Below are 23,740 nucleotides of genomic sequence, written 5' to 3' on the forward strand. Positions count from 1 at the left end.
TTGCGCGCGAGTCCAGCATTTCGAAGGGACTAGCGACATGCCCCGTGTGGTACCGGCAGTCATCCGCGCACTCGACGTCCTGGAACTGTTCCTGGACTGCCCCCAACTGTCGGCCCGACAGGTGATGGAGCGGCTCGACCTGCCCCGCACCACGGTCCACGAGCTGCTCGTCACCCTCGAAGCTCGGTCGTATTTGATCTCTGTCCCGGGCCAGCCGGTGCAGTATCGGCTCGGCATGCCGCTGTTCCAGCTCGGCGCGGCGTTCGCCGGCCGGCTTGACCTGGTCCGCGAGGCGCAGTGCGTCGTGCGGGACGTGGCCGCCGCGTCTGACGAGGCGGTCCACGTGGCCGTGCTCGACGGCGCCGATGTCATCTACCTCGTGAAGTTCGACAGCACGCACCCCGTCCGGATGGTTTCCGCGGTCGGCCGGCGGCTGCCGGCCCACTGCACGGCGGTCGGCAAGATCCTGCTCTCGAGCCTCGATCAAGCGGAGTTGGACGCCGTCCTGACGAAGGGCGCCCTGCTCGGCATGACGCCGGACAGCATCACCGACCCGGACGTCCTACGCGCGCATCTGGAGCGTGTGCGGGTGGAGAGTGTCGCTGTCGACGTCGGCGAGTCCGACAGCGCCATGCGCTGCGTCGCCGCGCCGATCCGCGACCATTCCGGCGCGACCATCGCCGCGATGAGCCTGTCCGCGCCGATCATCCGCTGGACCCCGCAGGCACACGTGGAGTGGGTCAGGCTGATTCGCGAGGGCGCGGCCGCGCTGTCGACCCGCATGGGGTTCCGGGCCCAGTCTCGATAGCCGGCTTGGCGTTTTCAGCCGGAAACGCCATCGAAACATTGACATTCCTCGCGAGGTTGCTCTAGCGTCGCGTCCACTCGATACGGTATCTCGAACTCAGTTCGAAATCTCGAACGGCGGTGGTCCTCCGTGGCCGGACCGAACTGGTACGTCAGCACCGTTTTCACAGCACAATCGCCGACTGCTCACGCTCGTCGCGCCACCCGGAAGTCGGCACGGGAGATCCCTCGCGAGGCTCGCTCGAATCCCTGGGGCGCGCCGAGCGCAATCGCGCGGTTCGCATACCCACCGCCGTGACATCCGGGCCTCGACCTGCCGACGCTGTTCGTCGAGGTCAGGGCCGTGATGCACCTGATGGGTCCACGCGAACGAACTGACCGGTGCGGGTCATCTGTCCATGGTCACCCACACCGAGACACACCTGGAGCAGGAGCATCGCGGTGTTCGCCAGGAGCGCCATCGGCGTGCAGCGGTGCCGGCAGACGAAGGAGGCGAATATCCATGCAGGACAACCCGGTGTGGTCCCGACGCGGCTTTCTGGGGATGGGGGTGGGGGTGCTCGGCGCGGCCGGTCTGGCAGCGTGTGGGGACACCTCCGAATCACCCACCAAAGTGCAGCCGGAGGTCCCGCAGGAGCTCATCGACGCCGCTGCGGCGATGAAGGGCTCCGCGATGGGGATGCTGTCGCAGAAGTTGTATTCGACGGCGGCGAACGATGCCCTTGACAGCTCGATCAAGAAGTTCGCCAGTACCACCGGGACGAAGATCGAGAACAGCCTGGTCCAGGCCGATGCCGGTGACGTGGTGGCCAAGATCGACGCCGAGGTCAAGGGCGGGGTGGCACGGGACCTGGCGTTCATGACCGACTCACGGTTCGTCGCGCAGTTTCAGGCGCTGGGCGACCTGGAGGACGTGACGGACGTCGTCCAGGCGCTGACGGCCAAGTACGGCGAGCCCTGCGCCGAGGCCAAGAACTTCTGCGTCTTCGACGGCAGGTGGTTCGCGATCCCGTACCACTTCATCGGGATCGGGTCGTTCCTGCGCAAGGACTGGATGCAGGACAAGGGCATCACACCCAAGGACATCTACAGCTGGGAGGAGCTGCGGGATCTGTGCCTGGAGATCTCCGATCCGACCAAACGCCGGTTCGGCTGGGGCATGACGGTGAACCGTTCCGGTGACGGCAACGGCATGATCGAGGCACTGATCAACGCCTACGGCGGGTCGATCGCCTCCAACGACGGCCGGAAGGTCACGTTCGACTCGCCCGAGACGGTGCAGGCGGCGACCTTCCTCGGCGACATCTACACAAATCCCAAGTTCAAGCCGATGCTGCCGCCGGGCATCGCGAGCTGGACCGACACCAGCAACAACGAGAACTGGCTCGCGGGGGTCCTCGGCTACACCCGCAACCAGTTCAGCGTCTACGCGGACTCCAGGACCAAGAAGAACCCGGTGTACGCGAACACCCACGTGTTCTCCGACTGCATCGGGCCGGCGACCGACAATCCGCTGCTGCTCGGCCAGTCGCAGGGCTTCGTCGTCTTCAAGGGCGCCAAGAACCCCGCCCTCGCCAAGCTCCTGGCGCAGTACCTGGTGAGCGCGCCCGCGCTGCTCGGGGTGGCGAAGGAGGCGCCCGGCCTGGTGATGCCCGCCTGGGAGAAGGTCTGGGACGCCGACCCGTTCTTCACCAGCGGCGACCCGGCGTTCCCCATGCTGCGCAAGATCACAGAGCTGAAACTGCCGCTGAACACGAAGAACGGTCTGTCCTTCCCGCAGAAGGCAAGCGCGGGTCAGCAGGCAGTCGCCGCGGCGTACGTCCTCACCGACATGATGCAGCAGATCGTTCAGGGGACGGCTCCGGCGCAGGCAGTGAAGGCCGCCCACGCGAAGATGGTGCAGATCTTCAACCAGCAGGGGCTGCGGCAGTGAGGTCAGTTCGCCCTGCGCGGGTCCCGGCGGCGAGGATCTCCCCGCCGCCGGGGCCTGGCTCACTCACGCCGACCCAGCGACGACTGGGTCGTGACTGGCGGCTGGCGGCGCTGTTCCTGACGCCCATGGCCGTGCTGGTCGGCAGTCTCGTCCTCGTGCCGATCGGCAGGTCGGTATTCACGAGCACCACGGAACGGCACGGGCAGGACACCGTCTTCGTCGGCCTGGGCAACTACCTCTCCCTGGTCGGTGACGAGCAGTTCCACACGGGCGTGGTGAACTCGTTCGTCTTCACGGCGTACGCCGAGATCTTCAAGGTGGTCCTGGGGCTGGCCGCGGCCCTGCTGCTGCACCACAGACGTCGTGGGCGGGCCGTGCTGGCCGGGCTGCTGCTCGTGCCGTGGGTCGTGCCGACGGTGGTGACGGCGTTCAGTTGGCGCGCCCTACTCGACCCGATCTTCGGCAGCGTCAACACGCTGCTCACCGCTACCGGGATCGGGCCGCTGCTGGCAAGCGCGCACCTGGTCGACAGTTGGCCCGCCGGCTGGCTGTCCGACCCGTCGCTGGCCATGCCCTCGGTGATCCTCGTCAACGTCTGGAAGGGCGTGCCGTTCTTCACCGTGTGTTTCCTGGCGGGGTTGAAGGCCATCCCGGCGGACCTCTACGAGGCGGCGACAATCGACGGCGCCTCGTCGTGGCAGCGGTTCGCCAACGTGACGCTGCCCGGGCTGCGTCACGTGATCACCGTGACGGTGACCCTGTCGTCGATCTGGACGTTCAACAACTTCGATCTCGTCTGGTTGCTGACGCAGGGCGGCCCGGGCGACGTGACAGCGCCGTACGTGCTCGTCGCGTACTCGAAGGCGATTTTGCAGTTGCAGTACGGCGCCGGCGCGGCTGTCACGCTCGTCATGTTGCCGATCATCGGCGGGCTGGTGTTCGTGCTCGTGCGGTTGTTGCGCCCGGACACCGGCAGCAAACGGCCCCGGCGACGCCAGGCAGCGTGGTGGCTCGGGGCACGGCGGTGGGCCGGGTCGGTACGGAAGGCGCTGCCGTGGATCGTCGCCGCAGCGGTCACCGGCCTTCTGCTCTGGGCGTCGCCGCAGATCTTCTGGAAGGCGGCGGTGGTCCTCGGGGTGATTCTGCTGGTCGCGGTGGCTGTCGGCCGGGTGGTCTCGGCCCTCCAGTCCCGGGGCGGGCGCCGGGCGTCGTCGGTGGTGTCGAGCGTCGGCTCCGGTGTGACGCTTGCCGGGTTGCTCTTCTTCGCGCTGGGCCCGCTGTACTGGATCGCCGTCACGGCCTTCAAGTCCGAGGGTCAGGTCGTCATGCGCACCGACGACCTGTGGCCGACGCCGTGGACTTTGGAGCAGTTCGGTGCCCTGTTCGCCAACCAGCCGTTCGGCCGCTGGTACCTCAACACCATCCTGGTGTCCGCGGCGTCCACAGCTGTGGCGCTTGTCTGCGCCGCCCTGGCCGGCTACGCGCTGGCACGGCTGCGGTTCCGTGGGGCGCAGGGCTTCACCGTCACGGTGCTGCTCACCTACGTGATGCCGGGCGCGCTGCTGTTCATCCCGCTCTACCAGATGCTCATCGGCGCGCGGCTCACCGACTCGTTGTGGTCGCTCGTGGTGACGTACCCGACCTTCACGCTTCCGTTCGCGACCTGGCTGCTGGTGGGGTACTTCTCGTCGATCCCCATCGAGTTGGAGGAGGCCGCACTCGTCGACGGCTGCACCCGTATCCAGGCGTTCGGCCGGGTCGTGCTGCCCCTCGCCAAGCCAGGTCTGCTGGCGGTCGCGCTCTTCACCCTTACCAACGCCTGGAACGAATTCCTCTTCGCATTCGTGTTCATCACGAAGGACGAGTACAAGACGCTCCCGGTGGGAATGCAGTCGATGATCGCCGGAGACGTCGTACCGCAGGGACAACTCGCCGCGGCCTCGTTGCTCGTCAGCATCCCCGTGGTGATCATGTACGCCCTCGGGCAGCGCTTCCTCACCGAAGGCCTCACCGCCGGGGCGGTGAAGGGCTGACCCGATCCGCACCACCGTTCACCTGGGCCGCGACCGGTAGCTGACGATGCCGGCGTGGTCCAGGACGGTCACCACGAGCAGAACCCCGGCGGCGACCGCGCTGACCGCCAGCAGCGGAAGCCGCAGAACGGCCGCCGCGCCGGCCAGCACCAACAGGCCGACCACCCGCGGCCAGGAGAGCCGCCGGTGGATCGCCAGTGAGAAGAGGATCCGCCCGGCCAGGAAGAGCATCGGCCCGCCCAGGATGGCAACGACGGCCGTCAGGTCGCCGACCTCGGTGGGATGGGCGATGCTCAGTTCGGACCCGACGGCCGTGACCACGATTCCGGCGACCATCACCAGGTGCAGGTATCCGGTGAGGACGCCGAGCCGGGACGGGCCGGCGTGCTCGATGGCAGGGCCCAGCCGCTGGCCGGCGGGTGTCGCATAGAGCAGGCCGATCAGCACCGCCGTGACGAAGACCAGCAGGAAAGCGGCGGTCTGCGGCAGGTCGAGGCGGGTGTCGCCGTACGTCAGGCCGGCGACCAGCACGAGCTCACCCAGCGCGATGATCATGATTTGCTGGTACCGCTCGGCGAAGTGCTCTCCCGCGAGGTGCAGCTCCTGCCAGGTGGTCGACCCCAACCGCGGAGTGGGCCAGCCGATTCGAGGCCCAGCGAGGTCGATCGCCAGGGCGAGCACCCAGAGCGGCACCCGCCACCCCGGGAGGAACGCACCGGCCAGCCACGGCACCGCCGAGACGCTGAACCAGCAGAGAATCCGCAGCGCCCGGGTCTGGCGCGGGTGGCCGCGCATGGCGACGACTGTGACAGTGCCCCGGATGAGGTGAACCGCGACGTACGCGCCGGCGAAGAGCACGCCGCGCCCGTCCAGCGCCTGCGGGATCGCCACCCCCGCCAGAAGGCTGCCGAGCGTGGCGGCGACAAGCACCGCCCGCACGACCGGAGACTCCGGGTCGTACCAGTCGGCGAACCAGGTGGTCGTCACCCAGATCCACCACACTCCGGCCAGCAGCAATGCGGTGCGGAGCACGCCGACCAGCGTGAGGTCGTGCAGCAGGTGCTGGGCCAACTGGCTGAGGGCGAGGACGAACGCGAGGTCGAAGAAGAGCTCCAGGAATGTGGCGCTGAGCGGCGTCTCACGTCTCCGCAGCAGCCGCTCGGGCCTGCTCACCATCAGCGCTCCTCCCGGTGGCACGCCCTGCGTCCGTTCGTACCATCCGGGGGCCGCCGGCGGCAGCGAAAGCGGGTCAGCGGCGGATGCCGACCCCTGCGTAGCCGTGCGAGTCCACGAGGTCCGACTCGCCGTCCGGCCGCCACTGGGTGGTCTCGACCAGGCCGGGCTCCACCAGGTCGTACCCGGCGAAGAAGCGCAGCGTCTCGGCGTGGGTGCGGGGCACAAGCGGGGCGCTGCTGTTGCGGTAGATCGCCTTTCCACGCTCGGCCAGCTCGGGCGGGATGCCGTCGAGCGTCAGGTGCGACAACGCCAGGTGGCTGCCGGGCACGGTGGCGTCGCGCAGCCGGGCGATGGCACCCCACGGGTCGTCGTCGTCCGACACGAAGTGCAGCACCGCGAGGAGCAGCACGGCCACCGGGCGGTCCAGGTCCAGCGTGCCGCGGACGTCCGGGTGGGCGAGCAGGTCGTCCGGCCGCCGCAGGTCGCCCCGCACGACCGCCGTGCCGGGCACGTCGGTCAACAACCGCCGGGCGTACGAGACAGCCACCTCGTCGTAGTCGACGTAGACCACCCGGGCGTCGGGTGCCACGGTCCGCACCACCTCGTGCACCGTGCCCTGGGTGGGTAACCCGGCACCGATGTCCAGGAACTGGCGGATGCCCTGCTCGGCGGCGTACCGGACGGCGCGGCGCAGGAAGTGTCGATTGGTCTGGGCGGCGACCCCGGTCTCCGGAAAGATCTCCAAAACCCGGTCGGCGGCGGCCCGGTCGGCGGCGAAGTTGTGGCTGCCGCCAAGGAAGTAGTCGTACATCCGGGCGACGTTTGGTTGGGCGGTGACGTCGGTGATGTCGGGTGCCGGCTTGTCGGTCACGAGGGGTCCCTTCGACGCGGTCCGATCTCGATGTCTAGCACCCGAGGCGACGACCCGCTGACCCCTCGTGTCGTTGATCCGGCTGCACCCCTGGTCACTGCCGACCACGGTGGGGGCACCGACGCACCGGGGAGGAACGCCTATGACAAGTCAGCGGGAGACCGTACGGGTCGACCACGACCTGTTCCGCGCCGTGTACGACTCGCCCGCCGCGCTGCCCGGCCGGCACCGGTGGATCACCGGCGAGTCGGACGTCCGGCGGTTGGAGAAGCTGCTCGGCATGCCGGCGCGCAGCATCGGCGCACCGCTCTGGGTCAGCGGCGACGAGCCGGACTGCCCGAAGTGCGGCAGGCGGATCACCTGGTACGACATCGTCTCGTCGGCGCTCTCCGGCCTGCACGACAGAACCATGATCGCCACCGTCATCCTCGGCGAGCACAAGTACGTGAACACCGAGGTCCCGGATGCCATCGCCGGCGTCCGCTGCTCCGACTGCCACACAGCCATCGACGGCCTGCGCAGCTTCAAGTGCCACAACTGGGCGTATGCCTTCGAGGCGTTGGAGGCCGTCCGCGAACGAATGGCCGGCGGGCCGCTGCCGACCTGACCGGGCGCGAGCCCGGGCCGGCTGAGCGGGCTGGACGGTCAGTCGGCCGAGCGGCGGGTGGGACGGCGACCGGGCGGGGACGGCGGCTCCGGCCCGGGATCGGGCACCGGCGGCATCGGCCGGGTGACAGGCGTGGCGCCGGTGACTCGAACGTGCTCGCCGTGGTGCCACAGCTCGACTGTGGCGTCGGGGGTGGCGTCGGGCAGTTCGTAGCGAGCCTCGGCGGGCGTCAGCGTGACCCGTACCCGGTCGCCGCGCCAACGCAGGCTGAACGCCAGCCGGTCGATCCGCCGGGGCAGCCGGGGGTCGAAGGAGAGCACACCGCGATCGTCGCGCAGCCCGCCGAAGCCCTGCACCAGCGCCAGCCACGCCCCGGCCAGCGAGGCCAGGTGCAGCCCGTCGGCGGTCTTGTCACCGAGATCCGCAAGGTCCTGCGTGACGGACTCGGCGAACAGGTCGTACGCCAGATCCAGGTGCCCGACCTCGGCGGCGAGCACCGCCTGCGGGGCTGCCGACAGGGACGAGTCGCGGACCGTGCGGGCCTCGTAGTAGGCCAGGTTGCGGGCCTTCTCCTCGGCGGTGAACTCGCCCGGGAAGAGCTGCATGGCCAGCACCAGGTCGGCCTGCTTGACCACCTGCTTGCGGTACAGCTCCAGGTAGGGGAAGTGCAGCAGCAGCGGGTAGTCGTCCTCGTCGGTGTTCGCGAAGTCCCACTCCGGCTGCTCGGTGAACCCGGCGGCCTGCTGGTGCACTCCCCGCTGCACGTCATATGGGATGAACACCGCATCGGCGGCGGCCCGCCAGCCGGCGACCTCGGCCGGGTCCACGCCGAGCCGGTCGGCCAGGTCGGGGTGGCGTTCGGCGGTGTCCGCCGCGCCCCGCAGGTTGCGCCGCGCCATCAGGTTCGTGAAGACGTTGTCGTCGACAAGCGCCGAATATTCGTCCGGGCCGGTCACCCCGGGTATGTGGAACGCGCCGTCGGCCGAGAAGTGGCCGAAGCCGTGCCAGAGCCGCGCCGTCTCCACCAACAGTTCCAGCCCGGCGTCGGCGAGGAACCGCTCGTCGTCGGTGGCCGCCAGGTAGCGCAGCACCGCGTCGGCGATGTCCGCGTTGACGTGCAGCGCGGCGGTGCCGGCCGGCCAGTAGCCGGAGCACTCCCGGCCGCCGATGGTCCGCCACGGGAACGTCGCGCCGGTCAGCCGCAACTCGGCGGCCCGCTCCCGGGCCTCCGGCAGGTGACTGTGCCGCCAGGTCAGCGCCGAGCGGGCCACCGCAGGCGCCAGGTAGGTGAGCACCGGCAGCACGTACGTCTCGGTGTCCCACAGCACGTGCCCGTCGTAGCCGTTGCCGGTCAACCCCTTGGCCGAGATGGTCCGGTCGCCGTCCGGGCGGCCCGCCTGGATCAGGTGGAACATCGCGAACCGGAGCGCCTGCTGAAGTTCCGGGTCACCGTCGAGCAGCACGTCGGCGACCTGCCAGGCGGCGTCCAGGCTGGCCCGCTGGTCGGCGAGCAGGGCGTCGAAGCCGTCCGCGCGGGCCGCGTCCGCCTCGGCGGCGACCAGGTCGGCCAACTCGGCTGCCGGTGCGCCGTCGACCGACACGCACTCGTACGCGGCGAACTTCGTCAGCCGCAGCCGCTCGCCCGGGTGCAGCCGGCCGGCCACGGTGAGGCGTACCCGGTCGGGGGTGTCGTCACAGGTGGCGGTCACCGTGGCCGGCGCGTCCAGCAGGTGGCTGACCGCCACCGCGACGCGCTGGCCGCTGCGCTTGGTGCGGTGCACAAGCACCCCGTCGAGGCCGTTCGCGCGATGCGTCTCGGCGGTCAGCGGATCGGTCGGCACCGAGGCCGCGCGAGGGTCGTCGGAGCGCTCCGGCACCCGCTCGTTGGCCAGCAGGTCCGAGCAGACCCGCAGGTCGACGGGGGCGTCCAGCGGCTCGACCTCGTAGCGGACGGCGGCGACCGGACGGCGGGGCAGCGACACCAACCGGGTGCTGCGGATCAGCACCCTCCGCCCGGCCGGTGAGATCCACTCGGTTTCCCGGCGCAGCACGCCCGCGCGCAGGTCGAGCACCCGTTCGTGGCTGTGCAGCGTCCCGGTGCGGATGTCCAGCGGCTCGTCGTCGACCCAGAGCCGGATCAGCGCGGCGTTCGGCGCGCTGATGACGGTGTCGCTGGCCTGCGGAAACGCGTACCCCTCCTCGGGGTAGCTCAGCTCGCGCCGCTCGTGGAGGCCGTTTACGTAACTGCCCGGCATCTCGCAGGGCGCACCCTCGTCGAGGACGCCTCGCCAGCCGATCCACCCGTTGCCCAAAGCGAAGATCGACTCGGTTTCGCCGAGCCGGTCCAGATCGGCCTCGGTGCGCCGGATCCGCCAGGTTGCGTCGTCCGCCGTCCCGGCGACGGGCGGCGGCTGGTCGGTGGCCGAACTGGTGTGCACGGAGCCTCCTGTCGATGCCGACGTCGATGCCCAGCCAAGCAGAGGCGCCTGTGCGGTTGCTGGACGAAAGTCGTGTGGCTGGCCTGACCTTTGATCTCTGCGGCACCCGCTGCCGCGTTCCTGGGTTGTCTCCAACATGAACGCGGTATGAACATCAGGTGAGGTGATTCATGGCCGAGACCGGCAGCACTGACGTTCCGGAGATCAGCTCCGAGTGGTACCACGACGTGGTCGACGTCGCCGCCCGCAGCCCGCAACCGCTGCAGTGGTTCGTCGGGCACGCCACCGAGGGGGTGATCCTCCTGCTCGGCGCGCTGCTGTTGGTGGCCGCGTTGAGCCGCCTGGCCGGCGGCCGGCACGACCGGGCGGTCGCCCTGGTCGCGCCGCTGCCGACAATCCTGGCGTACGCCGGCAGCGAAGCGCTCAAGACCGTGGTGGACGAGGATCGGCCGTGCCGGAACATCGGCCGGGCGATCATCGCGGGCACCTGCCCACCGCCCGGCGACTGGTCGTTCCCCAGCAACCACGCCACAGTGGCGGGAGCGCTTGCGGTCACCACGCTGCTGCTCTCCCGCCGGCTCGGCCTGCTCGCGCTGCCGCTCGCCGCGCTGGCTGCCTTCTCCCGGGTCTTCGTGGGCGTGCACTACCCGCACGACGTGATCGCGGGCGTCCTGCTCGGCGCCCTGGTGGCCGTCGTGCTCACCCCACTGCTGGCCCGCCCCACCGCCGAGGCGCTGCGCCGTCGGGCCGACCGCGCCCGCCGCCCGGTCCCCGACCTGGCCGGCCGACCGCGCCCCTGACGGCACGTTACGGCCGGGCGGCAGGCTCGTGCGCGGCCCGGTGGCAGCGCCCCGTGGAGCAAGCGATCTTGGAGCGGCGGTCAGGTGGCCAGAAGGAGGGCGCCCGCCGTGCCGAGCAGCAGGAACGGGCCGAACGGCAGATGGGTGGACCACCGGACCCGTCTGGCGACGAGCAGGACCACGCTGACAAGTGCGGACAGCCCGAACGCGAGCAGCAGCCCGAGCACCAGGACGGGCCAGCCGTACCAGCCGAGCAGCGCACCCACGCTGAGCGCCAACTTGGCGTCGCCGAGCCCGAAGCCACGCCGGCCGAGCACAAGTGTGCTGCCAGCGAAGAGCAGCGCCAGCCCCGCACCGGCGCTGACGGCTCGCAGCCAGGGCGCCGGATCGGCATCGCCGAGCGCGGCCGCGCCGAGCAGCAGCCAGGTCCCCACCGCCGCTGGCAGCGTGAGCCGGTCGGGCAGCCGGTGCGCGGCCAGGTCGACGAACACCGCTGGGATGGTCCAGCCGAGCCACCAGGCCAACGCCGGCAACGCCCCGCCGGCCGGGCCGACAAGCACCAGCAGCGCCACCGCGGCGAGCGCGGCCACCTCCACCGTGCCGGGCGGGGGGCCGATGCGGGCGTGGCAGCGGCCGCATCGGCCGGCCGGGCCGAGCGCCGGCCAGGGCCGGGTCAGCACGACGGGCGCGCCGCAGGCGTCGCAGCCGGTCCGGTCGGCGCTGCCCGACGGTACGGCGTAGCGCAGGGCAGCCAACCGCAGCAGCGGGCTGACCGTCAGGACGGCCAGGGCCGCCGAGAACCGGCCGGTCGGGCTCCGGTCGGGCGGGTCCTGCTGACCTGGCGCGGCCATCGGGGGGCCGGTCAGCGCCATGTCGATCCCACCGACGGGTCGACATCCCTCACGAGGGCGAACACGTATCGTGACTGAACGATCGCTCTGGTGTCGCGGATGGCGCGGAAAGCGACCTCGACAACTGGACGACCGATCGAACCGCCGGCCGGGTCGACGCCGGCCACCGAGCCGGGCGGCACGGCTCCCCGATCGACCACCAACCCCACCCGGATGCCGGGATGAGGGCGCGATGTCCCACTCCCGAGCCCGCCGGAGGGGCGGTCGGGAACGCACCCGGCCCGGCGAGAGTCAACCGTTGCCAGCCCTCCGGTCGACCACCACTCACAGCGCAGCGCGGCCACTCGTCACCACCACCCATCATTACGCAGAGTGTTCAGTCGGATTACCTCTGTTGCATCGGCGAACGTGAGCTTATGCTCGCCCCTTGGGTGTGACGCAAGCCTCACCTCGACGACAAACATCACGGGGCCCTGCATTTGTAGAAGATCTATAACGGTGAATGCAGAAGCGCGCTGAACGGTTCCGGATGGGCTGATCCGGGTTGCGCTTCGGCAGCCCGGCGGCGGTGATCCCTCGCCGCACCGGGCGATCACGAGGAGGGCTCGACGGTGCGCGGACGGCAGCTCAACAGAGCGGCAATCTGCCTGCTGGTGGTCGCGGCTGCGGTGCCGGTCGCCGCCTGCGGCAGCGGACGGGAGACCGTCGAACGACCGACGGCAGCACGAGGCGAAGACCGCCAAGTGGTTTCGGACGCCGATCGACAGGCAGCCGAAAAGGCGGCGCTCGACGCGTACGCCGGTTATCTCGCGGCCTCACGCACGGCGAGTCGACGCAGCGATCCGCAAGCGCCGGAACTGTCCCGTTTTCTCGCTGATCCGCTGCTGACCCGGGTCCAATTGTCCATTCTCGAGGCCAAGGAGCATGGCGCGATGCGTACCGGGACGTTGAAGTCCGACCCGACCGTGACCGCAGTCAGCCTGGACGCTAAGCCGGCCACCGTGGACATCCAGGACTGCCTGGACACGACCGGCTACCGCCTGGTCTACGCCAAGGACCAGCGGGTCGTCCCGGGCAGCGGTGGCGGCAGGCACCTGGCCACCGCCACCGCCACCCGCTATCCCGACGGCCGATGGCTGATCAACTCCGGCGCGGCACACCAGGACCAGCCGTGCTGACCTGGGGAGGAAGGGGCGCCCCGGCCCGTACCGCAGGGGTGCCCCGCCGGGTGCTCGCCGGGGTCGGTCTGGCGCTGCTGCTTGTGGTCGGCACGACCCTGCCGGCCGCCGCCGCCCGGCGCGCCGACCCGGGCGTGGAGTGCCCGCCCGGCCAGCCGGACTGCAACGTCTGGGACGACGAGCCAGGAACTCCGGGCGGCCCCGGTGGTGGCGGGGACAACGGCGGCGGTGGGGACTCCGGCGGCGGCGGGGGCGGCGTCTGCCAGTGGGGAGGTCGGACCATCCCCTGCTACCACGAGGTGCTCGGCTGGTTCGACAACGGCAGTGGTTGCTACTACAAGCTCGCCCAGCCGCAGGACGAGGCACCCGAAGGTCAGCAGTGGTACGTGCAGACCTGCAACGGCGGCGACCTCGGCGCCCAGGACACGGTGCTGCGCAGCACCCCGCCACCCGGCTTCGGCGCGCCGCCGGACCCGGAGGAGTTGGCCCGGCGGGCGCTCGCGTCGATCAAGCTGCTGCCCGCGCGGCTCAAGGTGGCACCCCGCAAGGACATCGGCCCTGGCCTGGTCGGCCTGCCCGTCTGGATGTGGGCGACCCCGAGCGCCAGCTACTTCGGGCCGCTGGGCGCTTCCGCGTCCGACCGTGGGTTGACGGTCACCATCGAGGCGAAGGTCAACCGGATCGTCTGGGACATGGGCAACGGCGACAAGGTCACCTGCACCAGCCCCGGCACCCCGTACGACGCGAAGGGCAGGCACGCCGGCCGGCCCTCCCCGGACTGCGGCTACCGCAACGGCTACCCGAAGGCCGGCACGTACCGGGTCGGCGCCACCACCTTCTGGACGGTGCGGTGGTGGGCCGGCGGCGTCGAGGGCGACCCGATCTCCCAGACCCGGACGAGTGGCACCGTGCCGGTCCAGATCAACGAGCTTCAGGTGGTCACCAGGTGAGAAGCGAGCGAACGGAGCAGGGCCGGTGAGTCTGGCGACGCGCAACGGAACCGGGCAGGTGGATGCGCCGGTCAGCCCACCCAAGGTGGTGCGGCAGCGGCGGGTTCGACCAGGGCTGCTGGGTCTTGCCGTACTCCTGATCGCCCTCGGTGGGCTGGGGGCCGCGTTCGCGGTCACCTCGGTCCGGGCCACGGGCAGCTACCTCGCGGTGGCGCGGCCGGTCGAGGTCGGACGGGAGATCAGCGCGGCCGACCTGATCACCGTGCAGGTCGCCGGCGGGCAGGGGCTGCACCCGGTGGCCGCCGGCCGGCTGGACGAGGTGGTCGGCAAGCGGGCCGCCGTGGCGCTGGTCCCCGGCACCCTGCTCACTCTGGGGCAGGTCACCGACGCGCCGCTGCTCGGCCCGGGTCAGCAACAGATCGCGCTCGGTCTGAAGACCGCGCAGGTGCCGGCACGCGAACTGCACCCCGGCGACAAGGTCCTGCTGGTCAGCACCCCTGACGACAACACCACCGGGGCGACCGCCACGAGCACCCGGTTCGCGGCCACCGTGATCGACATGGTGAGCCCGACGGACAACGAGAGGGTCCTGTACCTGGCACTTCCCGTCCGGGACGTCCCCGCAGTGGTGGCGCTGGCAGCCCAGGAGCGGATCGCCGTCGTCCTGACCGAGGCGGCCTGAACATGGCGATCATCGCGCTGGTGTCCGCGAAGGGTTCGCCCGGCGTGACCACGTCGGCGCTTGCCTGCGCGCTGGCCTGGCACCGCCGGCTGGTCCTCGCCGAGTGCGACCCCGCCGGCGGGTCGATCCTCGCCGGCTATCTCGGCGGCCAGTTGGACGGGCCACGCGGAATCGGCGAGTTGGCCGTCGGTGAGCTGCGGGACGGCAATCTGGAGACGGCGTTCTGGTCGCAACTTGTCGACCTGGACGCGCCCCGCCGGGAACGGCTGCTGCTGCCCGGCCTGGTCGACCCGACGCAGGCCGGCAGCGTCACCCCGCTCTGGCAGCGCTTCGCTGACTACTTCGACGCCCTGGACCGTGGCACCCCCGGCTATGACGTGCTCGTCGACTGTGGACGGCTGCACGTCGCCAGCCCACCGTGGCCACTGTTGCGGGCGGCGTCGGCGGTGTTGCTGGTGACCCGCGCCCACCTGCCGGACCTGTCCGGAACGCGGGCCGTGGTCACCGCCCTGGAACGGGACTTCGCCGAGCACCGGGTGCCACCGGGCACCCTGCGACTGCTGCTGGTCGGTGACGGACACGGCCGCGCGGAGATCAGCCGCGCGTTGAAACTGCCGGTCATCGCCCGGCTGCCGCACGACCCGCGTACCGCGCAGGTGCTGGCTCTGGGTGGCACGGTGCGCTCCGGACGGCCGCTGCTGCGCGCGGCGGCCGGGTTGGAGGTGCCGGTCGGCGCGCTGCTGGAACGGCGGCGGGCTCGCCTGGCCTGGCCTGTGCAGCAGGGGGTGCCGGATGCGTTTTGAGCCGGTCTCCGCCGACCCGCGCCAGCCGCCGCCCGGCGTGACGTCCACCGCGCCGCCGCTGCCCACGCCGAACGGCCGGCACCACTCGACGCCGCCGGCACCCGCGGTCAACCCGCCACCGGAGCCGCCACCCCGGCAGCGGATGGACTTCCAGGTGGTCCGGGAGTTGCGCCGGGAACTGACCGAACGCCTCACGCTGTGGCAGCGCGGCCGGGAGTTCACAGTCGACGAGGAGGACACCGAGCGGGCGCGGCTTGCCGTCGCGGTGGTCGCCGAGTACGCGGACGCGGTCCGCCGGGCCGGCACCCCGATGGCCGCCGGCGACGAGCGTCTGCTGCTCGACCAGGTGACCGCCGAGTTGGTCGGGCTCGGCCGGCTACAGACCCTGCTTGTCGACGACACGATCGAGGAGGTGCACATCCTCGGCTGCGACCAGGTGCGCATCACCCGGCACGGCGGCGGCGTGGACTGGGCCGAGCCGATCGCCGACAGCGACGCCGAGCTTGTGGAGATCCTCCAGGCTGCGGCGCGGCGAGCCGGCGCGACCGAACGGTCACTGTCGACAGTGAAGCCGACCCTCGATCTGCAACTGCCCGACGGCAGCCGGCTGGCCGCGGTGTTCCTGGTCAGCCACCGCCCGTACGCGGTGATCCGCAAGCACAACACGCTTGACGTGAGCCTTGACGACGTGGCCGGTGCCCGGGGCGACCTTGACGAGATGATCGACCCGCTGCTGCGCGACTTCCTCCGCGCGGCGATGCGCGCCGGGTTGAACATCATGGTCGCCGGGCTGGCCGGTGCCGGAAAGACCACGATCATCCGGGCGCTCATGAACGAGATCCCGGCCGACGAGCCGTACGTGCTGCTGGAGGAGAGCCGGGAGTTGTTGCCGGCCCGCCGCCGGGAGCGGCACCGGGCAGTGATGAGCTTCGAGGCACGGGAGGGGCACGGCGAGCGCGGCTTCGACGGTCGCCCGGCCGGTGAGGTGACGATCGCCGACCTGATCCCGCTGTCGCTGCGGATGGGCGTACTGCGGATCATCGTGGGCGAGGTGCGGTCCCGGGAGATCGTGCCGATGCTCCAGGCGATGACCACAAGCCGGGGTTCGATGTGCACGATCCACGCCCGTACGGCCTCCGGGGTGGGTGAGCGGATCGTCGAGTTGGCGCTGGCACACGGCCGCGAGATGACAGTCGACCAGGCCCGGCGGATGGCCGGCAACGCCCTCGACCTGATCGTCTACGTCACCATCGAGGACGAGACCGCTATCGGCGGGCGTAAGCAGCGGTTCGTCTCGCACGTGGAGGAGGTGATCGGGGCCGGTGAGGCCGGACGGATCACCACCACAAGCGTCTTCGGGCCCGGCCCGGACGGTCGCGCGGTCCCCCAGCACCTGCCCGAGCGGGTCCGCGACCAGTTGCTGCGGGTGGGCTACGACGCCCGGCTGCTGACCCGGTGGATCGAGGCCGGCACCGGGGCGTGGCGTCGCCCCCGGCAGACCCGACTGGCCCGGCGGTGACCTGATGGGCAATAGCCTGGAGTTGATCGCGGTGGTCTCCGGGGCCGCCTGCGTCGCGGGACTGCTGCTGGCAGTCGTCGCCCTTGTGGGCACCCGCCGGCCCGCCGGCCCCGGCCCCGGATCGGGGCCGGGTCTGAGCCGGCTGTGGCGCGGCTCCAGCACCAACCCCGCCGAGCAGCGGGCCCATCAGGCGCTGCTGCTCGCCGCGGTGGTCGCCGGCGTGCTTGCCTTCCTGCTGACCGGGCTGCCGGTGGTGGGCCTGCTGGTGGCGGTGGCGGTGCCCGGCACGCCGTGGCTGTTCGCTGTGGGCAAGGCCGAGCAGCGGGCCATCGCCCGGATCGAGGCGGTCGGCGAGTGGACGCGCCGTCTCAAGGACGTCTCCGGCATCGGGCAGGGCCTCCAACAGTCGATCATCGGCACGATCGGCAGCGTCCCGCCCGGCATCGAGGACGAGGTACGGCTGCTCGCCGCCCGGTTGCAGGCCGGCTGGACGGCGCGTACCGCGTTGCTGGCGTTCGCCGACGAGATCGGCGACCCGGTCTGCGACCAGGTGGTGGCGGCGTTGATCCTGCACCTCAGCGACAGGGGTGAGCGGCTCGGTGACGTGCTCGGCTCGATCGCCGGCGCGGCTGCGGCGGAGGTCGCCACCCGTCGGGAGATCGAGGCCAAGCGCACCCAGCCCCGGTTCGCGGTCCGCTTCCTCACCGGGATGACCGTGGCGACGCTTGCGTACGGGCTGGTCAACACCGAGTACATAAAGCCGTACGGGACGCCGACGGGTCAGTTGGTGATGGCCAGCCTCGGCGCGGCCTTCATCGGCCTGCTGGCCTGGGTGCGCTCGATGAGCCAACCGCAGCGCCCGGCCCGGTTCCTGCCGGCGCCCGACCCGCAGGAGGTGATCGCATGAGCATGATCATCAACCTGCACTTCGCCGTCGCCGTGGGCGGCGGGGCCGCGATCGGGTTGGGGCTCTTCCTGGTGATCCGGGAGTTGGTGCCGGCGACCCCGGCGCTCGGGCCGGCGCTGCGCCGGTTGCACCAGCCGCCCAGCCTCGGCCGGGTCGCCACGCCCGCGACCCGACGGCTGGACTGGTTGACCGGCCTGTCGCGCTGGCTGCGTCCGCCGCACCGGCAACTCGCCCTGATCGGTCAGACACCCGAGCAGTACGCGCTGTCGGTGCTGCTCTCCGCGCTGATCGGGCTGGCCACACCGACCCTGCTCAGCGTCGCGCTGTACGTACTCGGCATCTCGTTTCCCCTTGTCATGCCGGTGCTCGGCAGCCTCGGTATGGCGCTGATCGCCGGGTTGGTGGCGCATCGGTCGGTGCTGGCCAAGGCGAACGCCGCCCGGGACGAGTTCCGTCAGGCCGTCTGCACCTACCTGGACCTGGTGGCCCTGCAACTCTCGGCCGCGCACGGGCCGGTGCAGTCGTTGGAGCGGGCCGCCGCGGTCTGCGACGGCTGGGTCTTCGACCGACTCCAGGAGTCCCTGCGGATCGCCCAGATGCAGATGCACGCGCCCTGGGACGAGCTACGCGACCTCGCCGACAAGATCGGCATCCCGGAGCTTGGGGACGTCGGCGCGATCATGCGGTCCTCCGGCAGCGAGGGCGCGCAGGTGCACGAGACCCTGCGCAGCCGAGCCGACTCGCTGCGCGACCAGATCCGCACCGACAACCTCGCCCGCGCCGAGGGCGTGACCAGCCGGCTCGACATCCCGGGCGCACTGCTCGTCTTCGTGCTGCTCGGCTTCGTCGTCTATCCGTTCATCGCCCGAGTCTGACCCCGACCCCCAGAAGGAGTACGCCATGTCCATCCTCAGCTACCTGCACGTCGTGCTGACGACGCGCCTCGCCGAGGTGCGCCGCGACGGCGAGCGCGGTGACAGCCCGGTGCCGACCGCCGTGATCATCTTCGGTCTGGTCTTCGTGGCGACAATCGTCACCGGCCTGGCCCTGAGCAAGGCCAACGACTGGATGACCAACATTCCGACCCACGTGAACCCCAAGTAGCCGGCATGCACCGAGCCGCGTACCCGTGCTGGTGCCGGGCGGTGTCGACCGCCCGGCGCCGGCTCGTGGCCGGCGACCGGGAGCGAGGTGCCAACCCTGTGGAGTTGGCAGTGGTGATGCCGCTGATCCTGCTGCTGCTCTTCGGGTCGATCCAGGTCTCGGCGGTCTTCCTGGCCCGCTCCACGGCGTTGAACGCCGCGCAGAGCGGGGTCAACGCCGAGCGGCTGTACGACGCGTCCGACGGTGCCGGGGCTGCCAGCGCCACCCGGTTCCTCACCGCCAACGGCGGCTGGCTGGTGGGCTGGAACAGGACCGGTCCGAGTTGCGTGGCCACCGATGTGGAGGTGACCTGCACGGTGCGCGGCCGGTCCCTGTCCGTGGTGCCGGGCGTGGACTTCGCGGTGCAGCAGACCGCCCACGGGACAGTGGAGCGGGTGACCACGCCGTGAAGCGTTCCGCCGAGCGCGGCTCGGTCTCCATCGAGGTGGCGGTGCTCGCGCCCGCGTTCATCGCACTGATGGTGCTGGCCGGCGTGGCCGGGCGCAGCGCGGTGGCAGCCGAGGCAATCGACACCGCCGCGCACGACGCGGCCCGTGCTGCCTCGATCTCCCGGGACGCCGCCACCGCGCGGGCGGAGGCCCGTGACGCGGTCCGCCAGCAGTTGGACTGGCGAGGGCTGGCCTGCACTGGCGCCCCGACGCTGACGTTCACCGGCTCGGTGGCGGGCAGGGCCACCAGCTTCGACGACGCCTTCCGCAGCCCCGTCGGGCAGAACGCCACGGTCACCGTCCGGGTCGCCTGCCGGGTGTCCTTCCGGGACCTGCGGCTCGCCGCGCTGCCCGGCATGCCTACCGACAACCGCATCGAGGCGAGCTTCACCTCCCCCCTGGACCGCTACCGGAGCCGACGATGAACGCGCCGCGCCCGCTGACGGACGACAACGGCCGGGTGAGCATCTTCCTGGCGGTGGCGATGATCGGCGTACTGGCCATCATCGGGCTCTCCTTCGACGGCGCCGGGCAGCTGCGCACCCTGCAACGGGCCGACAACCTGGCCGCCGAGGCGGCCCGCGCGGGCGGGCAGGCCATCGACCGGGCGACCGCCATCGAGGGCGGGCCGAAGCGGATCGACGAGCCGCAGGCACGCGTCGCGGTCGCCAACTACCTCTCCGCCGCCGGCACCAACGGCCACACCGTGAGCTTCCCGCGCATCGCCGGGGAAACCGTCGTCCAGGTACGCGTCACGATCACCTACCGCCGCTCGATGCTCGGGCTGTTCGGCTTCACCGACCGGGTCACCGTCACCGGCGAGGCCACCGCGCGGGCCATCACCGCAGGACCGTAGGAAGGAAGGCAGCCATGTCCGCATCGGATCGGTCCGCGGTACGCCGGACCGGACGTATCCTCACCGGCTTCGGCGCGCTTGTCGTGCTCTGCGCCCTGGTGGTCGGCGCGCCGATCGCGCTGCTCGCCTTCGCCGGCAACCCCCTGCCCGACCACCTTCCCACCCTCGCCGAGGTGGGCACCGCACTGACCAGCCGGGACGATGGTCAACTCTTCCTGCGGGCGCTGGCGCTGGCCGGCTGGTTCGGCTGGGCCACGTTCACCTTCTCGGTCCTGGTCGAGTTGGGCGCGCAGAGCCTGCGCCGGCCAGCGCCGAAACTGCCCGGGATGAGCCGCCAGCAGAAGGCCGCCGCCGCGCTCGTCGGTTCGGTCGCGCTGATCCTCGCGGCTAGCCCGGCCGCCGCCAGCGCCGCAGCGGTCTACGCCGGCCCGGCGTACGCAGGCTCAGCCACCTCAGTCGCCTCGGCCGCCGCCCCACCCGCGACGACCGGCAGCGGCTCTCTCGCGGCCGCCGGCAGCAGCTCCCTCACAGCCGCCGGCAGCGGCCCCCTCGCGGTCGCCGGGGGCGGCCGGGTCGGGGTGGCTGGCAACGGGCCGCTCGGGCTCGCCGGGACCGGCGGGGCGGGTGCGGGTGACCAGGCGGAGCCGGTGTACCGGGTGGCGCGCGGCGACTACCTCGGCGAGGTGGCAGAGCGCTACCTCGACGAGTTCGCCGACTACCGGCAACTGGCGGCGCTGAACCGGCTGGACGACCCGGACCGCATCCGCCCCGGCCAACTGCTCCGGCTTCCCGCCGAGGCCGCCGACCAGGGCGCCCGGCCGCACGCCACCGGGAAACTCGTCGGCCGGCCCGCCGCGCCCAAGCCGCCGGCACCGCGACCGGCGCCCGAGCAGGCCGCACCGGAACGTGCGGATACCGCACCGGAACGTGCGGAGACGGCACCCCGCAGCGGTACGGAGTCGAAGGGCCAGGCACCCACGATGACAGTCGGCGCGGCCCGGGCCGGAGCCACCGACCGGGTGAACCGACCGCTGGCGGTGTCCGCCGTGCTGGCCGTCGCGAGCATCGTCGGCGCTCAGATCGGCGCGGTACTCGGGCTGCGCCGCCGCCCGGCCACCGCCGGTGCGACTCCCCGGCTGTCCACGGCCAGCCGTGCACCACGACGCGGAGGGGCCCGCAGCGGCGCAGCCAGCGGAGCGGCCCGCAGCGGCGCAGCCAGCAGCAGCTCGGCCGGCGACCGCGCAGCCAGCAGCGGTACTGCCCGCGGCGACATGGCCGGCAGCAGCGCGGGCCGCAGAAGCGGTGCGGCCCGCAGCAGCGGCACCGCGCTGGCCGCCAGTCGCGCAAGAGCGGCCATCGGGGCCACCGCACCGCCGCCACAGGGCACCGTGCCCGCCTCGGCAGCGGGCTGGCCCGGCGACGGTACGGCATCTGCCGGCAGTGGCGGCGGCACCGCCGGCGGCGGCAGTAGCACTGGCGGCAGTGGCGGTGGCGGCACTAGCAGCGGCGGCGATGGCGGCCTGGACTTCCTGCCGGACGTACCTTCACCTGGTCGACACCGACGCGGCTGAAACGGCGCTGCTCTCGCGCTGCGGGGCGCGGTAGGACATGCGGCGACTGACCACCGCCTCGACAGCTGGGACAGGCGGTCCGGAGAGCGTGATGTCACTGGGACGTCAATATGTCTCAGCGACATCACGCTCTATAGCGATACCCACCCCGGCACGGCCAGCGGCACCCAACGCCGGGCACACCGCCTTGCGGGCGGTCCGATATCGGTCAGGGCAGGCGGGTCTGTAGAACGCCGTTCTGGATCCGCGTGGGCAGGATCTGCTGGTCACTGCCGGACGGCCCCTGCATGACCTCGCCGCCATTGAGCCGGAACGCGCTTCCGTGCCACGGGCAGACCACGCACGCGTGGCCGTCGATCTCCTGTACCTCGCCCTCACCGAGCGGCCCACTCTGGTGCGGACAGCGCTCCAGCATCACAGTGACCTCGTCACCGTGGCGGTAGAGGATCACCGAGATGTCGTCGTCCACCTCGCGGGTGATCAGCGTGCGCTGCGGCAACGTCGCCATGTCGGCCAGCGAGTGCCAGCCGTCGGTCATCCGGTGCAGCTCGGACACGCTCTGGTTGACCTGAGCGCCCTGCTTGTACGCGAGATGGCCACCGATGTAAGCGCCGAGGCTCACGGCGGAGAGCCCGAGGAAGCCGAGGGCCTTGCCCACGCCGTTGCGCCCGGAGAGCCGCGCTGCCAGCGAGCCGGCGTAGAGGCTGACGCCGACGGTGTTCGCGGCGGCGTGCACCAGGCCGACGCGACGCTGATCCCGGGAGAGGGCCGCCCAGTCGTTAAGCCCGGCGACCGCTGCGGGAAGCGCGCTGACGGTGCCCAGGCCGACAAGCACCGTGGCCGGGCGGCGTTGCCCGGGCATCAGGTCCAGCACGGCGGCGCTGATCCACGCGCCCACCGGCACCTGCACCATCGCCGGGTGCAGTGGATGCCCCAGCGTCACACCGTGCAGCAGGTCCCGCAGCCGCCGCGGACGCAGCGTGCCCAGAACCACCCGTTGCAACCGATCGCCCGTCCGGTCGAGCCCGGCTGCCTGCTCAACTCTCGTCAGAAGTGCTCGCACCCGTACCGACTTCCCGGCGAAGCCGGTCGCAAACCGGTCTCCAGTGACATTCCCCGACCCAATTCCCCGTCGATCTTGCACTTTCTGCCCCGACAATCCGGGCACCTCCGGACAGAACAGCGACACAAACTGCAAGATCGCCGAGGGGTGGGGGTGGGGTTTGGCGCAGCGCGGGTGGGTGGGTGGGTGGGTGGGGGTGGGGTGGGGTGGGTGGGTGGGGGTGGGGGGATGCTGGGGTTATGGGTGTTTGGGTGGAGCGGGTGGGGCCGGTTACTACTGTGGTGCTGGACCGGCCGGCGGTGCGCAACGCGGTGGACAGGCCGACCGCGCGGGCGCTCGCGGACGCCTTTCGGGCCTTCGACGCCGACCCGGACGCGGCAGTGGCCGTGCTCTGGGGAGCGGGGGGCACGTTCTGCGCCGGTGCCGACCTCATGGCGATCGGTACGCCGAGCGGCAACCGGGTCGAGCCCGAGGGTGACGGCCCGATGGGTCCTACCCGGATGGTGCTGAGCAAGCCGGTGATCGCGGCGATCTCCGGGTACGCCGTGGCCGGCGGCCTGGAGCTGGCGCTCTGGTGTGACCTGCGGGTCGCCGAGTCCGACGCGACGCTCGGGGTGTTCTGCCGCCGCTGGGGAGTGCCGTTGATCGACGGTGGCACGGTCCGGCTGCCCCGGCTGATCGGGGAGAGCCGCGCCCTGGACCTGATCCTCACCGGCCGGCCGGTGGCGGCCGAGGAGGCGTACACGATGGGGTTGGTCAACCGATTGGTGCCGCCGGGCCAGGCGCGGGCGGCGGCCGAGGAGTTGGCGGCCACGATCGCCCGGCACCCGCAGACCTGCCTGCGCAACGACCGGGCGGCGGTGCTGGCCGGCGCGGGTCGGCCCGAGCCGGAGGCACTGGCGACGGAGTTGACATACGGGATGGCGTCGCTGGCCAGCGACGCGGCGGCCGGCGCGGCCCGGTTCGCCGCCGGCGCCGGCCGGCACGGCGCCGCAGCGGACTGACGACGCTGGCGAGGCCGGGCGGCGTAACAGACGCACGACACCACGGCGGACTGAACGACAGGCCGGGCGGTGCGGCCACCGTGTCGAGTGGCCACACCG

22 protein-coding genes and 1 pseudogene are annotated in these 23,740 nt (G+C 71.5%); 18 read left to right on the forward strand and 5 right to left on the reverse strand.

The features are described 5' to 3' along the window. The first annotated feature begins 37 nt into the window (after window positions 1–37). The 3 genes from ACFY2Q_RS02045 to ACFY2Q_RS02055 all read left to right on the forward strand — a co-directional run bounded on the left by ACFY2Q_RS02045 (window position 38) and on the right by ACFY2Q_RS02055 (window position 4,773). Window positions 38–808, forward strand: coding sequence for an IclR family transcriptional regulator (locus ACFY2Q_RS02045; protein ID WP_387126652.1), 771 nt, complete (start codon window positions 38–40; stop codon window positions 806–808). A 501-nt stretch (window positions 809–1,309) separates the two neighbouring features. Further along, window positions 1,310–2,740, forward strand: coding sequence for an extracellular solute-binding protein (locus ACFY2Q_RS02050; protein ID WP_387126655.1), 1,431 nt, complete (start codon window positions 1,310–1,312; stop codon window positions 2,738–2,740). Window positions 2,741–2,865: 125 nt separating this feature from the next. Then, on the forward strand, window positions 2,866–4,773 hold the full coding sequence (locus ACFY2Q_RS02055; protein ID WP_387126657.1) for an ABC transporter permease subunit: 1,908 nt from the start codon (window positions 2,866–2,868) through the stop codon (window positions 4,771–4,773). A gap of 18 nt (window positions 4,774–4,791) precedes the next feature. On the opposite strand, the gene ACFY2Q_RS02060 is transcribed toward ACFY2Q_RS02055, so the two are convergent. Together ACFY2Q_RS02060 and ACFY2Q_RS02065 are read right to left on the reverse strand one after the other, a co-directional pair. After that, the gene (locus ACFY2Q_RS02060) at window positions 4,792–5,949 is read right to left on the reverse strand and encodes a low temperature requirement protein A (protein WP_387126659.1); all 1,158 of its coding nucleotides are present in this window, start codon (window positions 5,947–5,949) and stop codon (window positions 4,792–4,794) included. A 73-nt stretch (window positions 5,950–6,022) separates the two neighbouring features. Then, window positions 6,023–6,820, reverse strand: coding sequence for an SAM-dependent methyltransferase (locus ACFY2Q_RS02065; protein WP_387126661.1), 798 nt, complete (start codon window positions 6,818–6,820; stop codon window positions 6,023–6,025). Window positions 6,821–6,962: 142 nt separating this feature from the next. Here ACFY2Q_RS02065 and ACFY2Q_RS02070 point away from each other — a divergent pair, with 142 nt between their 5' ends. Then, the gene (locus tag ACFY2Q_RS02070) at window positions 6,963–7,427 is read left to right on the forward strand and encodes a hypothetical protein (RefSeq protein WP_387126664.1); all 465 of its coding nucleotides are present in this window, start codon (window positions 6,963–6,965) and stop codon (window positions 7,425–7,427) included. 38 nt (window positions 7,428–7,465) lie between these two features. On the opposite strand, the gene ACFY2Q_RS02075 is transcribed toward ACFY2Q_RS02070, so the two are convergent. Further along, entirely contained in the window at window positions 7,466–9,796 is a 2,331-nt protein-coding gene (locus ACFY2Q_RS02075; RefSeq protein ID WP_387127561.1) for a glycoside hydrolase family 65 protein, read from the reverse strand. 239 nt (window positions 9,797–10,035) lie between these two features. Here ACFY2Q_RS02075 and ACFY2Q_RS02080 point away from each other — a divergent pair, with 239 nt between their 5' ends. Further along, window positions 10,036–10,665, forward strand: coding sequence for a phosphatase PAP2 family protein (locus ACFY2Q_RS02080; protein WP_387126666.1), 630 nt, complete (start codon window positions 10,036–10,038; stop codon window positions 10,663–10,665). 80 nt (window positions 10,666–10,745) lie between these two features. Here ACFY2Q_RS02080 and ACFY2Q_RS02085 read toward each other — a convergent pair whose 3' ends face one another. After that, entirely contained in the window at window positions 10,746–11,537 is a 792-nt protein-coding gene (locus ACFY2Q_RS02085) for a prepilin peptidase (protein ID WP_387126667.1), read from the reverse strand. Window positions 11,538–12,127: 590 nt separating this feature from the next. On the opposite strand from ACFY2Q_RS02085, the gene ACFY2Q_RS02090 reads away from it, so the two are divergent. From ACFY2Q_RS02090 to ACFY2Q_RS02145, 12 genes and pseudogenes are all read left to right on the forward strand, one after another. Beyond that, window positions 12,128–12,694: a hypothetical protein gene (locus ACFY2Q_RS02090; protein ID WP_387126669.1), complete on the forward strand. Its 567-nt coding sequence runs from the start codon at window positions 12,128–12,130 to the stop codon at window positions 12,692–12,694. After that, window positions 12,649–13,644, forward strand: coding sequence for a hypothetical protein (locus tag ACFY2Q_RS02095; RefSeq protein WP_387126671.1), 996 nt, complete (start codon window positions 12,649–12,651; stop codon window positions 13,642–13,644). The genes ACFY2Q_RS02090 and ACFY2Q_RS02095 overlap by 46 nt, the downstream gene beginning before the upstream one ends. Before the next feature lie 25 nt (window positions 13,645–13,669). Further along, window positions 13,670–14,326 (forward strand): SAF domain-containing protein, encoded by a 657-nt coding sequence (locus tag ACFY2Q_RS02100; RefSeq protein WP_387126673.1) that lies wholly within the window; start codon window positions 13,670–13,672, stop codon window positions 14,324–14,326. Between the two features lie 2 nt (window positions 14,327–14,328). Next, window positions 14,329–15,129 (forward strand): ParA family protein, encoded by an 801-nt coding sequence (locus ACFY2Q_RS02105; RefSeq protein ID WP_387126675.1) that lies wholly within the window; start codon window positions 14,329–14,331, stop codon window positions 15,127–15,129. Beyond that, window positions 15,119–16,648, forward strand: a complete 1,530-nt coding sequence (locus ACFY2Q_RS02110) for a CpaF family protein (protein ID WP_387126678.1) — start codon at window positions 15,119–15,121, stop codon at window positions 16,646–16,648. Before ACFY2Q_RS02105 ends, ACFY2Q_RS02110 begins: the two co-directional genes overlap by 11 nt. Continuing rightward, window positions 16,609–17,555, forward strand: a pseudogene (locus ACFY2Q_RS02115) (type II secretion system F family protein). The gene ACFY2Q_RS02110 and the pseudogene ACFY2Q_RS02115 overlap by 40 nt, the downstream one beginning before the upstream one ends. A 2-nt stretch (window positions 17,556–17,557) precedes the next feature. Beyond that, entirely contained in the window at window positions 17,558–18,430 is an 873-nt protein-coding gene (locus ACFY2Q_RS02120; RefSeq protein WP_387127563.1) for a type II secretion system F family protein, read from the forward strand. 25 nt (window positions 18,431–18,455) lie between these two features. Continuing rightward, the gene (locus tag ACFY2Q_RS02125) at window positions 18,456–18,659 is read left to right on the forward strand and encodes a hypothetical protein (RefSeq protein WP_387126680.1); all 204 of its coding nucleotides are present in this window, start codon (window positions 18,456–18,458) and stop codon (window positions 18,657–18,659) included. Between the two features lie 5 nt (window positions 18,660–18,664). Further along, window positions 18,665–19,108: a TadE/TadG family type IV pilus assembly protein gene (locus tag ACFY2Q_RS02130; RefSeq protein ID WP_387126682.1), complete on the forward strand. Its 444-nt coding sequence runs from the start codon at window positions 18,665–18,667 to the stop codon at window positions 19,106–19,108. After that, on the forward strand, window positions 19,105–19,572 hold the full coding sequence (locus ACFY2Q_RS02135) for a TadE/TadG family type IV pilus assembly protein (protein WP_387126684.1): 468 nt from the start codon (window positions 19,105–19,107) through the stop codon (window positions 19,570–19,572). Before ACFY2Q_RS02130 ends, ACFY2Q_RS02135 begins: the two co-directional genes overlap by 4 nt. Further along, the gene (locus tag ACFY2Q_RS02140) at window positions 19,569–20,003 is read left to right on the forward strand and encodes a pilus assembly protein TadG-related protein (RefSeq protein WP_387126686.1); all 435 of its coding nucleotides are present in this window, start codon (window positions 19,569–19,571) and stop codon (window positions 20,001–20,003) included. Before ACFY2Q_RS02135 ends, ACFY2Q_RS02140 begins: the two co-directional genes overlap by 4 nt. 14 nt (window positions 20,004–20,017) lie before the next feature. Further along, window positions 20,018–21,574, forward strand: coding sequence for a LysM peptidoglycan-binding domain-containing protein (locus ACFY2Q_RS02145; RefSeq protein WP_387126688.1), 1,557 nt, complete (start codon window positions 20,018–20,020; stop codon window positions 21,572–21,574). A gap of 208 nt (window positions 21,575–21,782) precedes the next feature. Here ACFY2Q_RS02145 and ACFY2Q_RS02150 read toward each other — a convergent pair whose 3' ends face one another. Continuing rightward, window positions 21,783–22,637, reverse strand: a complete 855-nt coding sequence (locus tag ACFY2Q_RS02150; RefSeq protein ID WP_387126690.1) for a DUF2231 domain-containing protein — start codon at window positions 22,635–22,637, stop codon at window positions 21,783–21,785. A gap of 239 nt (window positions 22,638–22,876) precedes the next feature. On the opposite strand from ACFY2Q_RS02150, the gene ACFY2Q_RS02155 reads away from it, so the two are divergent. Then, complete coding sequence (locus ACFY2Q_RS02155; protein WP_387126691.1) at window positions 22,877–23,641, forward strand: crotonase/enoyl-CoA hydratase family protein; 765 nt, start codon at window positions 22,877–22,879, stop codon at window positions 23,639–23,641. Window positions 23,642–23,740 lie beyond the last annotated feature (99 nt).

This window comes from Micromonospora sp. NPDC000316 (assembly GCF_042898885.1).
Lineage (GTDB): Bacteria > Actinomycetota > Actinomycetes > Mycobacteriales > Micromonosporaceae > Micromonospora.

Bases quoted from the DNA above. Each gene is read 5' to 3' on its own strand.
- ACFY2Q_RS02045 (WP_387126652.1), top strand. From the start codon at position 38: ATGCCCCGTGTGGTACCGGCAGTCATCCGCGCACTCGACGTCCTGGAA.
- ACFY2Q_RS02050 (WP_387126655.1), top strand. From the start codon at position 1,310: ATGCAGGACAACCCGGTGTGGTCCCGACGCGGCTTTCTGGGGATGGGG.
- ACFY2Q_RS02055 (WP_387126657.1), top strand. From the start codon at position 2,866: ATGGCCGTGCTGGTCGGCAGTCTCGTCCTCGTGCCGATCGGCAGGTCG.
- ACFY2Q_RS02060 (WP_387126659.1), bottom strand. From the start codon at position 5,949: ATGGTGAGCAGGCCCGAGCGGCTGCTGCGGAGACGTGAGACGCCGCTC.
- ACFY2Q_RS02070 (WP_387126664.1), top strand. From the start codon at position 6,963: ATGACAAGTCAGCGGGAGACCGTACGGGTCGACCACGACCTGTTCCGC.
- ACFY2Q_RS02080 (WP_387126666.1), top strand. From the start codon at position 10,036: ATGGCCGAGACCGGCAGCACTGACGTTCCGGAGATCAGCTCCGAGTGG.
- ACFY2Q_RS02085 (WP_387126667.1), bottom strand. From the start codon at position 11,537: ATGGCGCTGACCGGCCCCCCGATGGCCGCGCCAGGTCAGCAGGACCCG.
- ACFY2Q_RS02095 (WP_387126671.1), top strand. From the start codon at position 12,649: ATGGCTGATCAACTCCGGCGCGGCACACCAGGACCAGCCGTGCTGACC.
- ACFY2Q_RS02105 (WP_387126675.1), top strand. From the start codon at position 14,329: ATGGCGATCATCGCGCTGGTGTCCGCGAAGGGTTCGCCCGGCGTGACC.
- ACFY2Q_RS02110 (WP_387126678.1), top strand. From the start codon at position 15,119: ATGCGTTTTGAGCCGGTCTCCGCCGACCCGCGCCAGCCGCCGCCCGGC.
- ACFY2Q_RS02120 (WP_387127563.1), top strand. From the start codon at position 17,558: ATGATCATCAACCTGCACTTCGCCGTCGCCGTGGGCGGCGGGGCCGCG.
- ACFY2Q_RS02125 (WP_387126680.1), top strand. From the start codon at position 18,456: ATGTCCATCCTCAGCTACCTGCACGTCGTGCTGACGACGCGCCTCGCC.
- ACFY2Q_RS02130 (WP_387126682.1), top strand. From the start codon at position 18,665: ATGCACCGAGCCGCGTACCCGTGCTGGTGCCGGGCGGTGTCGACCGCC.
- ACFY2Q_RS02140 (WP_387126686.1), top strand. From the start codon at position 19,569: ATGAACGCGCCGCGCCCGCTGACGGACGACAACGGCCGGGTGAGCATC.
- ACFY2Q_RS02145 (WP_387126688.1), top strand. From the start codon at position 20,018: ATGTCCGCATCGGATCGGTCCGCGGTACGCCGGACCGGACGTATCCTC.
- ACFY2Q_RS02155 (WP_387126691.1), top strand. From the start codon at position 22,877: ATGGGTGTTTGGGTGGAGCGGGTGGGGCCGGTTACTACTGTGGTGCTG.